The 13489-nt window shown below is 71.2% G+C and carries 13 protein-coding genes; 8 read left to right on the top strand and 5 right to left on the bottom strand.

The window, feature by feature from the left end:
• Positions 1–2: 2 nt before the first annotated feature.
• Positions 3–1001, bottom strand: coding sequence for a UDP-glucuronic acid decarboxylase family protein (locus HDC93_RS04170; RefSeq protein ID WP_185007915.1), 999 nt, complete (start codon positions 999–1001; stop codon positions 3–5).
• A 192-nt stretch (positions 1002–1193) separates the two neighbouring features.
• Between HDC93_RS04170 and HDC93_RS04165 the strand changes: the two genes are divergently transcribed.
• The 4 genes from HDC93_RS04165 (at position 1194) to HDC93_RS04150 (ending at position 6502) form a co-directional block, all read left to right on the top strand.
• Positions 1194–1853 (top strand): sugar transferase, encoded by a 660-nt coding sequence (locus HDC93_RS04165; protein WP_185007284.1) that lies wholly within the window; start codon positions 1194–1196, stop codon positions 1851–1853.
• Between the two features lie 103 nt (positions 1854–1956).
• Entirely contained in the window at positions 1957–3870 is a 1914-nt protein-coding gene (locus tag HDC93_RS04160) for a DUF4012 domain-containing protein (protein WP_260419401.1), read from the top strand.
• Positions 3871–4041: 171 nt separating this feature from the next.
• Complete coding sequence (locus HDC93_RS04155) at positions 4042–5559, top strand: polysaccharide biosynthesis tyrosine autokinase (protein WP_185007282.1); 1518 nt, start codon at positions 4042–4044, stop codon at positions 5557–5559.
• A 214-nt stretch (positions 5560–5773) separates the two neighbouring features.
• Positions 5774–6502, top strand: coding sequence for a glutaminyl-peptide cyclotransferase (locus HDC93_RS04150; protein ID WP_185007977.1), 729 nt, complete (start codon positions 5774–5776; stop codon positions 6500–6502).
• 124 nt (positions 6503–6626) lie between these two features.
• Here HDC93_RS04150 and HDC93_RS04145 read toward each other — a convergent pair whose 3' ends face one another.
• Complete coding sequence (locus tag HDC93_RS04145) at positions 6627–7601, bottom strand: WD40 repeat domain-containing protein (protein ID WP_185007280.1); 975 nt, start codon at positions 7599–7601, stop codon at positions 6627–6629.
• A gap of 123 nt (positions 7602–7724) precedes the next feature.
• On the opposite strand from HDC93_RS04145, the gene HDC93_RS04140 reads away from it, so the two are divergent.
• Both HDC93_RS04140 and HDC93_RS04135 read left to right on the top strand, forming a co-directional pair.
• Positions 7725–8399, top strand: a complete 675-nt coding sequence (locus HDC93_RS04140) for a GDSL-type esterase/lipase family protein (protein ID WP_185007278.1) — start codon at positions 7725–7727, stop codon at positions 8397–8399.
• Positions 8400–8519: 120 nt separating this feature from the next.
• A complete protein-coding gene (locus tag HDC93_RS04135; RefSeq protein WP_185007276.1) occupies positions 8520–9512 on the top strand; it encodes an aldo/keto reductase in 993 nt (330 codons plus the stop codon).
• A gap of 219 nt (positions 9513–9731) precedes the next feature.
• Here HDC93_RS04135 and thpR read toward each other — a convergent pair whose 3' ends face one another.
• Positions 9732–10304 (bottom strand): RNA 2',3'-cyclic phosphodiesterase, encoded by a 573-nt coding sequence (gene thpR, locus HDC93_RS04130; RefSeq protein WP_185007274.1) that lies wholly within the window; start codon positions 10302–10304, stop codon positions 9732–9734.
• 26 nt (positions 10305–10330) lie between these two features.
• On the opposite strand from thpR, the gene HDC93_RS04125 reads away from it, so the two are divergent.
• Both HDC93_RS04125 and HDC93_RS04120 read left to right on the top strand, forming a co-directional pair.
• Complete coding sequence (locus HDC93_RS04125) at positions 10331–10849, top strand: GNAT family N-acetyltransferase (protein ID WP_185007272.1); 519 nt, start codon at positions 10331–10333, stop codon at positions 10847–10849.
• Between the two features lie 100 nt (positions 10850–10949).
• Positions 10950–11537 carry a Uma2 family endonuclease gene (locus HDC93_RS04120; protein ID WP_185007270.1) on the top strand — a complete coding sequence of 196 codons (588 nt, stop codon included), beginning with the start codon at positions 10950–10952 and terminating at the stop codon, positions 11535–11537.
• Between the two features lie 7 nt (positions 11538–11544).
• On the opposite strand, the gene HDC93_RS04115 is transcribed toward HDC93_RS04120, so the two are convergent.
• Positions 11545–12921, bottom strand: a complete 1377-nt coding sequence (locus HDC93_RS04115) for an MFS transporter (RefSeq protein ID WP_185007268.1) — start codon at positions 12919–12921, stop codon at positions 11545–11547.
• 27 nt (positions 12922–12948) lie between these two features.
• Positions 12949–13386 carry a MarR family winged helix-turn-helix transcriptional regulator gene (locus tag HDC93_RS04110; protein ID WP_030849396.1) on the bottom strand — a complete coding sequence of 146 codons (438 nt, stop codon included), beginning with the start codon at positions 13384–13386 and terminating at the stop codon, positions 12949–12951.
• Between the last annotated feature and the right edge of the window lie 103 nt (positions 13387–13489).

The raw sequence follows: 13489 nt of genomic DNA, 5'->3' as shown, positions 1-13489 counted from the left end.
CGTCATCGATGGGCCGTGCCGTTCACCACGGTGACGGGGTGCCGCCGGGAGGTGGTGCCGAGGTCGTCGAAGTCGATACGGCGGCGGAAGTCCCTGACGGTTTCGCGCAGGCCGTGCTCCACCGGGGTCATAGGGTTCCAGTCCAGCAGTTCGCGGGCCAGCGTGATGCTCGGACGGCGCTTCTCGGGGTCGTCCTGCGGCCGGGGGACCAGCACGATCTCGGACGGGGACTCGGTGAGCTTGCTGATCCACTGGGCCAGTTCGAGCATCGTGATCTCGTGGGGGTTGCCGAGGTTGACCGGGCCGCCGTGGCTGCTCCCGATCATCCGCATCAGCCCGTCGACCAGGTCGTCCACGTAGCACAGCGACCTGGTCTGTTTGCCGTCGCCGGTGACCGTGATCGGCTCTCCGCTCAGCGCCTGGCGGATGAAGGTGGGGATCGCCCGCCCGTCGTCCGGGCGCATCCGCGGCCCGAAGGTGTTGAAGATGCGCACGATCTTGGCGTCCACCCCGCGGCTCCTGCGGTACGCCGTCGTCAGTGCCTCACCGAAGCGCTTCGCCTCGTCGTACACCGAACGCGGGCCCACCGGGTTCACATGCCCCCAGTAGCTCTCCGGCTGCGGATGGACCAGCGGGTCGCCGTACGACTCCGAGGTGGAGGCCAGCAGGAAGCGGGCGCCCTTGGCGGCTGCCAGGTCCAGGGCGTGCCAGGTGCCGGCCGAGCCCACCCGGAGCGTCTCCAGGGGCAGTTTCAGATAGTCCGCGGGCGACGCCGGTGACGCCATGTGGAAGACGGCGTCCACCTCCCCCGGCTCGTCCAGGCCCTCGGTGATGTCCCGGTGGCGGAACTGGAAGCGCCGGTCGTCCATGAGGTGCTCGATGTTCTCGGGACCGGACGTCAGAAAGTTGTCCACACAGACGACTTCGTGCTCCGCCTGAAGCAGTCGTTCACACAAATGGGAGCCGAGGAACCCGGCCCCACCCGTCACTACCGCACGCATGCAGGTCCTCTCGGCCGCCCCGCCCGGCCTGGTGGCGAGGGCGGGCTTCGGCGTCATTGCCGAAGCGTGGATCAATGTCGTGTTTCTATTCCTTAGTCAGAGATGATCCGATTGGGATGTTCTGAGGGCCGCAATGCGCCCGAACAAGGACTCCTTTCACCCATTCCGCCGCAGAAGACGAAGGGATGCGCGATGCCGGTATCCGCTGCGAGGACGGCCTCTCACCCGCCGGCTCCCCGGGGCCGTGGGCGCGGGGGAGTCCGGGCCGCCAAGCGGTTCATCGACTGCGCGGGGGCCGCCGTCCTGCTCCTGTTCGTGGCGCCGGTGCTGATCACCGCCGCCGTGGCGGTGAAGCTCGACAGTCCGGGCCCGCTGCTGTTCCGCCAGCGCCGCACCGGCTGGCGGGGCAAGGAGTTCCACGTCCTGAAGCTGCGTACGATGCACGTCGGTTCGGAGCGGATGCGCGACGCCATGGCGGAGTCCAACGAGGCCGACGGGCACCTCTTCAAGATCCGCGAGGATCCGCGGGTGACCAGGGCCGGGCGCTGGCTGCGGCGTTACTCCCTGGACGAGCTGCCGCAGCTGGTCAATGTGCTGCGGGGGCAGATGTCCTTGGTCGGACCGCGTCCGCTCCCGGTCGCGGACTCGGCGTTCACCGGGGAGGCCCGGCGCCGCCTGCTGGTCCGCCCCGGGATCACCGGGCTGTGGCAGGTGAGCGGACGGTCCGACCTCGCCTGGGAGGACGCCCTGCGCCTGGATCTCGAGTACGTCGACACCTGGTCGATCCGGCTCGACCTGGCGATCCTCTGCCGGACTCTCCCCGCCGTGCTGCGCGGTGACGGCGCCTACTGAGCCGGCTCCGGCGCGAGGGTTCACCTCCACATCCCTGCCGCCCACCGGGCGTTGCGGGAGCCCACGGCCCCAGCGAACGAGATCAGCCAGGGAGTGACATCAGATGTCCGAGACTCGCCGTGGTACGTCGCAGGAGCAGGAATCCTCGCCCGGTGCGGAGCGGGCCCGGTGGAATCCGCGCCGGTACAAGGAGTGGGTCCCGCCCGCCGTCGTCGTCCGCCTGCTGCGCGACCGTCGCGTCAGGATGCCGCTGTACGCCGCGGCCGCACTGGTTCTGGCCGGTGCCGCCTGGATCGCGGTCACCGGGGTGCTCGCCCGGAATGAGCTGATGGCCGCCCAGCGAAGCCTGGAGACGCTGCGGCGGCACCTCGCGCAGCCCGCGGCAACCCCGGCTGTCGCTGGCGGCCCGCCTGCGGCGCTGACCGCAACCGTGCAGGACGCGGTGCGCGACGCCGGCGGCCACGCCGCCCGGGCTCATCGGCTCACGACCGGCCCCGCCTGGTTCCCGGCGGCTCATCTGCCGGTTCTCGGCGGCCCCCTCCGTACGGTGCGCGGTATCGCGGAGGCCTCCGCCCGGCTGACCCACGACGTGCTCCCTCCCCTGGCGCACACCGTCGCGGAACTCGATTCCACCGGGACCGACGACGGCCGGCACCTGGACCTCTCCGCGCTGCGCCGTGTGGCTCCCCTTCTCGAACAGGCCTCGCACAGCGCATCGAGGGTGCGGGCCGACGTCGACGGCCTCCCGCACGGCACCTGGCTGCCGGCCACCGACCGGGCGCGCACCGAACTCGCCCGGCAGCTCGACCGGATCACCCCGCTCGCCCACGATGCCGCCGCGGCGGCCCGGTTGATGCCCTCGATGCTCGGAGCCGACGGACCGCGACGGTATCTGGCGGTGTTCGAGAACACCGCCGAGGCCCGTGGAACGGGCGGGCTGCCCGGAGCCTTCGCGGTGCTCAGGGCGGAGCGGGGCCGGCTGAGCTTCGAACACTTCGGCAACGACACCGAGCTGAGCGAGGCCCATGCGGACCTCGACCTGGGAGCGGATTTCAACGGGCTCTACGGTCCCAGCGCCCCGACCCGGACCTGGGCCAACTCCAACATGAGCCCGCACTTCCCGTACGCGGCGCGGATCTGGGCCGCGGCGTGGCAACGGCACAGCGGCCAGCGGGTGGACGGCGCCTTCGGTCTGGACCCCGGTGCGGTCGCCGGGCTCCTCACCGCCTCCGGCCCCGCCCGGCTGCCCGACGGGAGCGCCGTCACCGCCCGCAACGTCGTGGACCTCAGCGAGCGCGCGAGCTACGCGCTCCACCCGGACTTCAAGCGGCGCAAGGCGTACTTCCTCGACATGGCGCGCACGGTGGCCATGCGGCTGCTCGGCGCGTCGACGGACCCCACGCGCCGGACCGCACTCTTCTCGTCGCTGCACCGGCAGTTGGGAGACGGGCGGATCAAGGTGTGGAGTGGGCACGCGGCGGAGCAGCGCGAGCTCCTGGCGCGGTCGTTCGGCGGAGCCCTTCCCAAGGGATCCGCTCCACTGGCCGGACTGGTCGTCAACAACGCGGCGGGTACGAAGCTCGACTACTACCTCGAGCGCCGGCTCATGTGGGTACCGGGCCGGTGCGTCGACGGCCGGCGCGAGGTCACCGTGACGGTGCGCCTTGCCAACCGGGCTCCCGCCTCGGGACTCCCGTCGTACGTCGTCCAGCGGGTGGACGACCCGCCCTACGACACCCGCCCCGGTGACAACCGCCTCCTGGTGTCCTATTACGCCAGTGCCGGCGCCACCTTGTCCGGTGCCACCCTCGACGGACGCTCCGCTCAGCTCAGCCACGGCACCGAGCGGGGCCACCCGGTCTTCACCCTCGACGTCGAACTGCCCGCGGGCGCCGCACGCACCCTCGTACTCCACTTGCTGGAGCGCCCCGCGGACCGTTCCGCCTTCGTGCTGCGTCAGCCCCTCGTGCTTCCCCTGCGGGCCAGCGCGCTCCCGAGCGGTCCGTGCACCGGCTGATCCGGCTGCTCAGCGGCACGGGATCCGGTTCCGGGCCGGGAACGCACGCCTGGCCGGCGGCGAGGGCGGCTCCGGCCGACTCGGCGAGAGATGGCACGTTTTGACCATGTATCGCAGATAAGATCACGCAGCTACCGAATGCAAATCCTGCTGCCGTTTTGCATACCTGGGATGGATATCTTGGATCTGTCCGACTACCTTCGGTTCCTGGTCAGGCGCTGGCGCATCATCGCGGCGCTGGGCCTGCTGGGAACAGCGGTCGGCGTGTTCGTCACCCACACCACCACACCGCAGTACCAGGCCACCTCGACCCTCTTCGTGTCGCTCCAGGACTGGGACGACTCGGTCAAGCTCAATCAGGGCAACAGCTTCGCCCAGGCTCGCGTCCGCTCCTACGCGGAAGTGGTCACCAGTCCTTACGTGACCGGACCGGTCTCCGAGCTTCTGCGCCTGGACATGACGCCCTCTCAGCTGGCCCGGAAGATCACCACGGAGGTGCCTCTCGAAACGGTACTCCTCAAGATCACCGCCACCGACACCGAACCCGCCCGGGCGGCCAGGATCAGCAACGCGGTCGCCCACCGCTTCGCCGAGGTCATCGCCAAGATCGAACGACCGGAGGGCTCACGGCTCTCGCCCGTCCGGCTGAGCATCACCACCCACGCCACCAAACCCAAGACGCCGACCTCCCCGAATCTGGTGCTCAACCTCGCACTCGGCCTCGTGGCCGGCCTGGGGCTCGGTGCCGGCCTGGCGGTCGCGCGGGAGTCGCTGGACACCTCGGTGCGCAGCCGCAACGACCTCACCCGGTGTCTCGCCGAGGCCGGCGGACCGCCCGTACTCGGAAGCGTCGCCCTCGACCAGAGTGCTTCCCGGCACACGGTGGCGGCGGACGACGACGCGTTCGGCCGGCGGGCGGAAGACTTCAGAAGGCTGCGCACCAACCTCCGGTTCGTCGACATCGACGCTCCGCCCAAGGTCATCGCGGTCACCAGCGCAGTGTCCGCCGAGGGGAAGACGAGCATCTCGATCAACCTGGCGTCCTCCCTGGCCGAGTTCGGTTCCTCGGTCTGCCTGGTCGACGCCGACCTGCGGCGCCCCAGCGTGGCCTCCACGCTCGGGCTGGTACAGGACGCCGGGCTGACCACCGTGATGATCGGCCAGGCGAACGCCGAGGACGTGATGCAGTCGGCGGGCGCGTTCTCGGTGCTGGCCAGCGGGGTGCTGCCGCCGAACCCTGCGGAGATGCTGGGCTCGGAGCAGTTCCGCGGCGTGGTGCGCGCGCTCGCCGACAGGTTCGACCATGTCGTGATCGACACCGCGCCGGTCCTCCCGGTCGCGGACACACCTGCGATGGCCCGGGCGGTCGACGGTTACCTGCTGGCCGCCCGGTACGGGAAGACCTCCCGTGGCCAGGTCACCGACGCCCTGCGCACCCTGCAAGACGTCGGCGCCACCGTGCTCGGCAGCGTCCTCAACATGGTGCCCGCCAAGGGCGGCATCGAGCAGTACGGCTACGGGTACCGCCCCCATGCCTCGGGACGCAGGGAGCGGCTCGGGCTCAGGCTCCGGCCGCGGCTCCGCCGCCGCGGCGGGCCGGCGACGATCGGCGCCTTCCCTGCGCCGGCCGCACCGTCGGGAAAGGACACCACGCCGGTGGCCGCTCAGGAAGGCGGAGACCATCACTGACCACGGCAAGGACGCCGCAGCCGGTGCGGGTCGTGCCCGGCGGGTTCCGCGCCGTCGGCCCGGCGGTCGTCGGCGCGGGGGCCCCGGCGTGGCGGTTCGCGGCTCCCGGCCGACCATCAGGTGCGCGCGGACGCGCGTACTCCCGGCCCTCGCGGCCGCGGTCCTCGCAGGCTCCGCACTGCTCTCCTCCTGTACGGCTGACGACCGCTCACCGGTGCGCACGCGGGCCGGATCCGCCGCGGAGCCGGTCGAGCAACTGAGGGTCAGGGTCCTCGACGTCCTGCCCCACGACCCGAAGGCCTACACGCAGGGCCTGGAGATGGCCGGGCGAACCCTCTACGAGGGGACGGGCATGGCCGGTCAGTCGTCGATCCGCCGGGGCCCGCCCGGCCGGCGCCCCACCGTCCGTGCCGACCTGCCGACGCCGCTGTTCGGGGAGGGGGTCACCGTCCTCGGGCCGACGCTGTGGCAGTTGACCTGGCGGGACCGCATCGCGATCGAACGGGACGCCACAACCCTCGCGGAGCTGCGTCGTCTCCCCTACCCGGCGGAGGGCTGGGGCGTATGCCACCAGCCGGGACGCGGGCGGCTGGTCACCAGTGACGGTTCCGCCCGGCTCACCTTGCGGGACCCGCGCACGCTGGCCCCGACGGGTGAACTCCTCGTCACCCTTCGAGGCCGTCCGGTGCCGCGGCTCAACGAGCTGGAATGCGTGGGCGACCACGTGTACGCCAATGTCTGGCCCTCCGACCGGATCGTGCGCGTCGACACCGGCACCGGCGCGGTCACCGCCCAGATCGACGCCTCGGGGCTGCTGCCCTCGAAGGAGCGGCGGCCCGCCGAGGTGCTCAACGGCATCGCCGCCGTCCCGGGCACCGGTGAGTTCCTGCTCACCGGCAAGTGGTGGCCGAAGATGTTCCGGGTGGTCTTCGTCGCCAGGTGATCCGGTCCGGGTCCGGCCGGCCCGGCCGCGCGGCGGGTACGTCGCCGGGCCGCGCCGCACCACGGCTCCACCAACGGGAAAGCGGAGCTCCGGCACGTACCGGTACCGGGCCGCCTTCCGGCCTCTACTTCCGCCGCCGCAGCCCTCGCAGACCGAGCAGGGCGGCGCACGCCACGGCCACGGCGATGGCGCCGGTCCTGAGGTTGCTGCCGAACCCGTCGCCGGCGGCACCGTCGTCCCGTGCGGCCGAACCGCCGCCGCCGGAGGAGGTGCCGGCTCCACCGGGGGCGTCCTGCGGCTCCACCGGGCTGTCCGCCCCCTCGGCGCCGTACATCAGCTTCTTGCCGTCCGCGGTGTACGTGACGGACTCCCCCTGCCCCAGGAACGGCACGCCGAGCCGTTCCTTCTTCTTGATCTTCCCGCCGTTCCAGTCGTACGCGATCGCGCCGAAGTAGCTGCGTACGACGAGGTGTTCGCCGTCCGGGGAGAGCGTGGCGTCGGTGGCCTCCAGGTCGGGGACCGCGGCGACCGGGCGGAAGACGTTCGCACCGGACGGAGAGAGCTCCGCCGGGCCCTCGAAGAGGTGCCCGCCCTTCTCGTTCTTGTCGACGATGTAGACGCGGCCGGTCTTCGGGTGCACGACCAGGGACTCGGCGTCCCGCGCGCCGTCGGAGTACTTCACGACGTACTGCGTGGCCTTGATCGTCTGGTCGCGCAGGTTCTTCGGCTCGGGCAGCCGGTAGATCCAGACGTACGGCCAGGTGCCGCCGAGGTTGTCGCCGATGTCGCCGACGTAGATCTGGCTGTCCGGCCCGATGGAGACGGCCTCGACGTCGCGCGGGCTGCCGACGCCGGACATGGTGATCGTGGCGACCGTCTCGCCCGTCGAGCTGTCGACGGCGTAGAGGTACGCCCCGTCGTCGCTGTCGTTGTGCGTCCAGTAGATGCCGGGGTGCTGCCGCGAGGCCGCCAGGCCGCTGGACTCGGTGATGCGCGGGTCCTTGATCGTGAACTTCTCGTCGCCGTCGGCGGCGGAGGCGGGCGCGGCGAGGGCGCCCGTGAGGAGGGCCGCGGCGAGAAGGGCGAACGGTCTGCGCATGCCCCAAGCCTGCCATCCGGCTCGGCGGTTCACCGGCGTAATGGATCACAGGACCGGCGGCAGGACTCGGTGCGTGTCCCGGCTCACACCCCGTCGGCCGTCGAGATCGTTCATCATGAGCGGATGCTCAGGTTCATGCCCGTCGGTGACTCCATGACGATCGGGAGCACGGGCGAACACACATGGCGCTACCGGCTGTGGCAGCACCTGTGCCGTTCCTACGCCGGTCCCTGCACGCTCGTCGGCCCGCGCGAGACGCTCTACGACAAGCTCGCCGACGCCCCGGTGTCGTACGCCTACGCCGAACCGGACTTCCCGCGGGCCCACCTGGCCGGCTGGGGCGAGGGCTGGCAGCACATGGCGCCGCTGATCGGCGACGCGGTGCGGTCCTGCCGCGCGGACGTGCTGCTGGTCTCCCTGGGCCTGATCGACCTGGGCTTCTACACGAACGCCGAGCAGACCGCCGAGAACGTCCGGGCTTTCACGGCCGAGGCCCGGGCGGCGAACCGCCGGGTGAGGATGGTGTGGCTGCCGGTCACCCCGAACGTGCGCGCCCAGTCGGACGCGGCCTTCGCCGGCGAGGTCACCCGGTTCAACGAGCTCCTCGCCAAGACGGCGGCCGACCTCGACGAACCCGGCTCCCCCGTCCTGCTGGCCTCACCCCCGCCCTCGTACGACGTCGCCACCGACACCTACGACGGCACCCACCCCAACGCGAGCGGCGAGCACAAGATCGCGGCGGCCTTCGCGGCGGCGATGCACCAGGGCTGGGACCTGACGGGCCCTTACGGGGAGTAGATCACCCGGATCACCCGGATCACCCGGATCACCCGGACGAGGTGCTCCGCACAGGGCGGGACGTCGAGGCCCGGATTGCGCGCTTGCCTGGAGCGCACTTCAAGACGTTGGCTGGGAACCATGAAGTACACGCAGCTCGGACGCACGGGACTCAAGGTCAGCCGGCTCGTCCTCGGCACCATGAACTTCGGCCCGCAGACCGACGAGGCCGACAGCCACGCCATCATGGACGCGGCGCTGGACGCGGGCATCAACTTCTTCGACACCGCCAACGTCTACGGCTGGGGCGAGAACAAGGGCCGTACCGAAAGCATCATCGGCAACTGGTTCGCGAAGGGCGAGGGACGGCGCGACAAGGTCGTCCTCGCCACGAAGGTGTACGGCAACATGGGCTCCGACGGCCCGGCCTGGCCCAACCACGACAAGCTCTCCGCGGTCAACATCCGGCGGGCGGTGGACGCCAGCCTGAAGCGGCTCCAGACGGACCACATCGACGTCTACCAGTTCCACCACGTCGACCGGGACACCCCCTTCGACGAGATCTGGCAGGCGATCGACGTCCTGGTCCAGCAGGGCAAGATCCTCTACGTCGGATCGTCGAACTTCCCCGGCTACAAGATCGCCCAGGCCAACGAGATCGCCGCCCGGCGCGGCGGGACCATCGGCCTGGTCAGCGAGCAGTGCCTGTACAACCTCGCCGAGCGCCGCGCCGAGATGGAGGTCGTCCCGGCCGCGCAGGAGTACGGCCTGGGCGTCATCCCGTGGTCGCCGCTGCACGGCGGTCTGCTGGGCGGGGTCCTCAGGAAGGAGGTCGAGGGCGGCCGACGCGCCTCCGGCCGCGCGGCCGACGCGCTCGCCGACCCCGCCACCCGGGCGCGGATCCAGTCCTACGAGGACCTGCTCGACAAGCACGGCATCGAGCCCGGCGAGGCCGCCCTGGCCTGGCTGCTCACCCGCCCCGGCGTGACCGGCCCGATCGTCGGCCCGCGCACCGCCGAGCAGCTCGCCTCCGCCGTCCGCGCGTCCGAGCTGGACCTCTCCGAGGACCTCCTGACCGCCCTGGACGAGATCTTCCCGGGCCCGGGCCCGAGCCCGGAGGCTTTTGCCTGGTAGGTCGCCCTGCAGGGGCGCGGGGCTGTGTCGATGTGCGGCTCCGCCGCGTGGGCGCGACCGGCCCCCACCGGCCCGCGGTGGGGGAACAGCCGTCCACAGTTCCCCCACCGCCCCCTGCCCTACCTCCCGATCACGGAAGCCAGGGCGACGACGAGAAACATCAGCACGAGCACACCGGCCATGATCCGGTTGCGGGTTTTCGGGTCCACGGCACCGAGCCTAACCGGCACCCCCGAGTGCCCAGCGCCCGACCGCCTCGTACCGGGGCTGCTCCCCGGGGACCCCGGAGGTGGGCAGATTGCTCCGCACCAGGCAGAGCTCCCGTACGGTCCAGGTCCGGCCCGTGAAGCCCGCGAGGGTGTCCAGGAAGGCCCGCACGTCCCCCGCCGCCCTGCTCCGCGCCACCGTCAGATGGGCCTTGTACCGCCGGTGCTCCCCCATCGGCACCCCCGCCTTGCGCGCCGCCGCCTCGGCCCGCTCGGCCAGCAGCCGGAGGGTGGCCAGATCGCCCTCGGCCCCGGCCCACAGCGCCTTCCCGTGCCCGAACTGCCCGCCACCCCGCACGGCCAGCGGGAACGGCTCGGTGCGGCGCGCGGCCCGCTCCAGCCGCTTTGACAGCGCGGGGACGAGCCCGTCGTCGACCTCGCCGTAGAAGGCGAGCGTGAGGTGCCAGCCGGGCCGGCTGGTCCAGCGCATGCAGTCGGCGCCCGGCCGCCCGCGCAACTCGTCGACCACGGCGCCGAGTTCACGGCACACTTCGTCCGGGGGCAGCAGGGCCGCGAAGAGTCTCATGGGGCCCAGCCTGGCACCATGGGGCGATGCGGATCACCATCCGGGACGGCGGGCCCGACGACATCCCCGCGATACTCGGCATGCTCGACAGCTGCGTGGAGTGGCTGGTCTCCCAGGGGCGCACGGGGCAGTGGGGGACGAAGCCCCTGTCGCAGAGCCCGAAGACGGTGGAGTCGGTCCGCCGGTACATGGCGCAGGGCAGCGTGTACATGGCCGACGTCGACGGCGTCCCCGCCGGCACCCTCACCCTCACCGGCTCGGCGGGCGCCTACCTCTCCCACCTCCCGCCCGGCGAGCCCGAGCGCTACATCCACTGGCTGGCCTCCGACCCACGCTTCAAGGGCCACGGCGTGGGCAGCGCCCTCCTCACCCACGTCGCCGAGGAGACCCGCCACGCCGGCATCTCCCTCCTCCGCGTGGACTGCTACGCCGGGGACGACGGCAAGCTCGTCCGCTACTACGAGGCCAACGGCTTCACCCGAACCGAGTCCTTCACGGTCGGCGAGAACGACTGGCCCGGCCAGCTGCTGGCTCGGAGGGTGTAGGCACGGGCCCCGCGGACCCGGGCGTGTCCCGGTCACCGTGCGTATCGTTGTACCGCGCGGTCGGATTCATCCACGGGTGCGGCCGGGGAGGAGCGCCACGATGACCGTCCTTGACGACAGGATCGAGATGGCCGACAGCAGCGGTGAACTCACCCTCGACACGATGTTCGAGTGGGTGGAGACGATGCCGGTCCCCGAGGGCTACAAGGTCGAGATCGTCGGGGGGAACATCTTCATGGCGCCTCAGCGGGACACCCACTGGGACATCATCGCGGACATCTACGACCAGCTGCGCACCAAGTATCCGCGCAAGCGCGTGAAGTCCGACGTCCGTGTCGACTACCCGGGCCACCTCAACGGCTTCGCCTCCGACATCACCGTGATGACCGAGGGCGCGGCCAAGAACGCCAAAGGCCTGTGGCGCTACCAGGACGTCGAGTTCGTCGCCGAGGTGATCTCCAGGAAGACCGGCGCCAACGACTACGGTCCCAAGAAGGACGCCTACGCCGCCGCCGGCGTGCCGGTGTACCTGATCGTGGATCCGTACACCGGCCGCTGGCATCTGCACACCAAGCCCAAGGACGGCGAGTACCGGGGCGAGCTGAGCCTGGACTTCGGGGACGAGATCGACCTGACCAAAACCGTGGTCGGGCTCGTCCTCCAGACCGGCGAGTTCCCCCGGGACTGACGGCGCCCTACGCCGCAGGGGCCAGCGCCTCCTGCTGCTCCCGGGGCACGAACCGCACCCGGGGATGCCCGCCGTGCCAGCCCACCGACAGGCGCAGGTTGCCGACCCGGGCCAGGATCAGGCCGATGACGGCCGCGGCGAGTGCCGCCACCGCGCCGCCGGCCGCGAGGCCGACCCGGGCACCGTAGGTGTCGGTGACCCAGCCGACGATCGGGGCGCCGACCGGCGAGCCGCCGAGGAAGATCATCATGTAGAGGGCCATGACCCGGCCGCGCATGGCGGGGTCCGTGGACATCTGGATGCTGGTGTTCGTGGTGACGTTGACCGTCATGCCGAACAGCCCCAGCGGGACCATGAGCAGGGCGAACATCCACAGCGTGGGGGTCGTCGCCGCCACGATCTCCAGCGCGCCGAAGGCCACGGCCGCCACGATCAGCAGCCGCAGCCGGGCCGTGCCCCGCCGCGCCGCGAGCAGCGCGCCCGCGACCGAGCCGACCGCCATCAGCGTGTTGAACATGCTGTAGGCGCCCGCTCCCGCGTGGAACACGTCGTCCGCGAACGCCGACAGGTACACGGGGAAGTTGAAGGCGAACGTGCCGACGAAGCCGACCAGGACGATCGGCCAGATCAGCTCCGGGCGGCCGGTGACGTACCGCACGCCCTCCCGCAGCTGCCCCTTGCCCCGCGGGGCGCGCTCCACGACGTGCAGCTCACGGGCGCGCATCAGCAGCAGTCCGGTGAGCGGCGCGATGAAGGACAGACCGTTGAAGAGGAACGCGTAGCCGGTGCCGACGCCGGTGATGAGTATGCCCGCGACGGCGGGGCCGACCAGGCGGGCGGACTGGAAGTTCGCCGAGTTCAGGCTGACGGCGTTCTGCAGCTGCCCCGGGCCGACCAGCTCGGAGACGAAGGACTGCCGGGCCGGGTTGTCCACGACGGTGGCGAGACCGACCGCGAACGCGGCGACGTACACGTGCCACACCTGGACGTGCCCGGTCAGGGTGAGGACGGCCAGGGCGATCGCCGTGAGCGCCATCGAGGACTGCGTCACGAGCAGCGTGGGCCGCTTGCGCAGCCGGTCGACGAGGACACCGCCGTAGAGGCCGAAGAGCAGCATCGGCAGGAACTGGAGGGCGGTGGTGATGCCGACGGCGGCGGAGGAGCCGGTGAGGCTGAGCACCAGCCAGTCCTGGGCGATGCGCTGCATCCAGGTGCCGATGTTGGAGACGACCTGCCCCATGAAGAACAGGCGGTAGTTCCGCACCTTCAGGGAGGAGAACATCGAGGACCTGCGGGCGGGCCGGGCGGCGGGTGCGTCGGAGGCGGGCGGGGAATCGTGGTGATCAGGTGCGGGGGCGGAAGCTGCTCCGGGTCCCGAACTCAAATGTGTCGCCTCCTTGCAACGGCCTTCCTACAGATGCGCGAGCTTCTCCAGCACGGGGGCGGCGGCGCGCAGTTTCGCCCACTCGTCCTCGTCGAGGTTCTCCACCAGCGTCGCCAGGAACGCGTTCCGCTTGGCGCGGCTCTCCTCGAGCATGGCCTCGGCCTGCTCGGTGCGTGTGACGACCTTCTGGCGCCGGTCCTCGGGGTGCGGCTCCAGCCGGACCAGTCCCTTGGCCTCCAGCAGCGCCACGATGCGGGTCATCGACGGCGGCTGGACGTGCTCCTTGCGGGCGAGCTCGCCCGGCGTGGCCCTGCCGCACAGCGACAGGGTGCCCAGCACCGACATCTCGGTGGGGCTGAGCGATTCGTCGACCCGCTGGTGCTTGAGCCGACGGGACAGCCGCATCACTGCGGATCGGAGGGAGTTCACGGCGGCTACGTCGTCGCCATGGCTGAGGTCCGGCATGTTCTTTAGCGTAACTCATTACTCTCGCTAAATACCAGCGGGAACGCGCAGGAACGGCCGTGACGCCCGCCACTGAACCGTGACATCACTCATATGGGCGACA

The organism is Streptomyces sp. AK010 (assembly GCF_014207295.1).
In the GTDB taxonomy this organism is placed as follows: domain Bacteria; phylum Actinomycetota; class Actinomycetes; order Streptomycetales; family Streptomycetaceae; genus Streptomyces; species Streptomyces massasporeus.
Note: the sequence above shows the minus strand (reverse complement) of the source record. Positions and strands in the feature narration are given on the sequence as shown.

What these genes read in the sequence shown, in the direction of transcription:
- HDC93_RS04160 (WP_260419401.1), top strand. Translation starts at nt 1,957, where the DNA reads ATGTCCGAGACTCGCCGTGGTACGTCGCAGGAGCAGGAATCCTCGCCC.
- HDC93_RS04135 (WP_185007276.1), top strand. Translation starts at nt 8,520, where the DNA reads ATGAAGTACACGCAGCTCGGACGCACGGGACTCAAGGTCAGCCGGCTC.
- HDC93_RS04165 (WP_185007284.1), top strand. Translation starts at nt 1,194, where the DNA reads ATGCCGGTATCCGCTGCGAGGACGGCCTCTCACCCGCCGGCTCCCCGG.
- HDC93_RS04120 (WP_185007270.1), top strand. Translation starts at nt 10,950, where the DNA reads ATGACCGTCCTTGACGACAGGATCGAGATGGCCGACAGCAGCGGTGAA.
- thpR (WP_185007274.1), bottom strand. Translation starts at nt 10,304, where the DNA reads ATGAGACTCTTCGCGGCCCTGCTGCCCCCGGACGAAGTGTGCCGTGAA.
- HDC93_RS04110 (WP_030849396.1), bottom strand. Translation starts at nt 13,386, where the DNA reads ATGCCGGACCTCAGCCATGGCGACGACGTAGCCGCCGTGAACTCCCTC.
- HDC93_RS04170 (WP_185007915.1), bottom strand. Translation starts at nt 1,001, where the DNA reads ATGCGTGCGGTAGTGACGGGTGGGGCCGGGTTCCTCGGCTCCCATTTG.
- HDC93_RS04125 (WP_185007272.1), top strand. Translation starts at nt 10,331, where the DNA reads ATGCGGATCACCATCCGGGACGGCGGGCCCGACGACATCCCCGCGATA.
- HDC93_RS04145 (WP_185007280.1), bottom strand. Translation starts at nt 7,601, where the DNA reads ATGCGCAGACCGTTCGCCCTTCTCGCCGCGGCCCTCCTCACGGGCGCC.
- HDC93_RS04140 (WP_185007278.1), top strand. Translation starts at nt 7,725, where the DNA reads ATGCTCAGGTTCATGCCCGTCGGTGACTCCATGACGATCGGGAGCACG.
- HDC93_RS04155 (WP_185007282.1), top strand. Translation starts at nt 4,042, where the DNA reads ATGGATATCTTGGATCTGTCCGACTACCTTCGGTTCCTGGTCAGGCGC.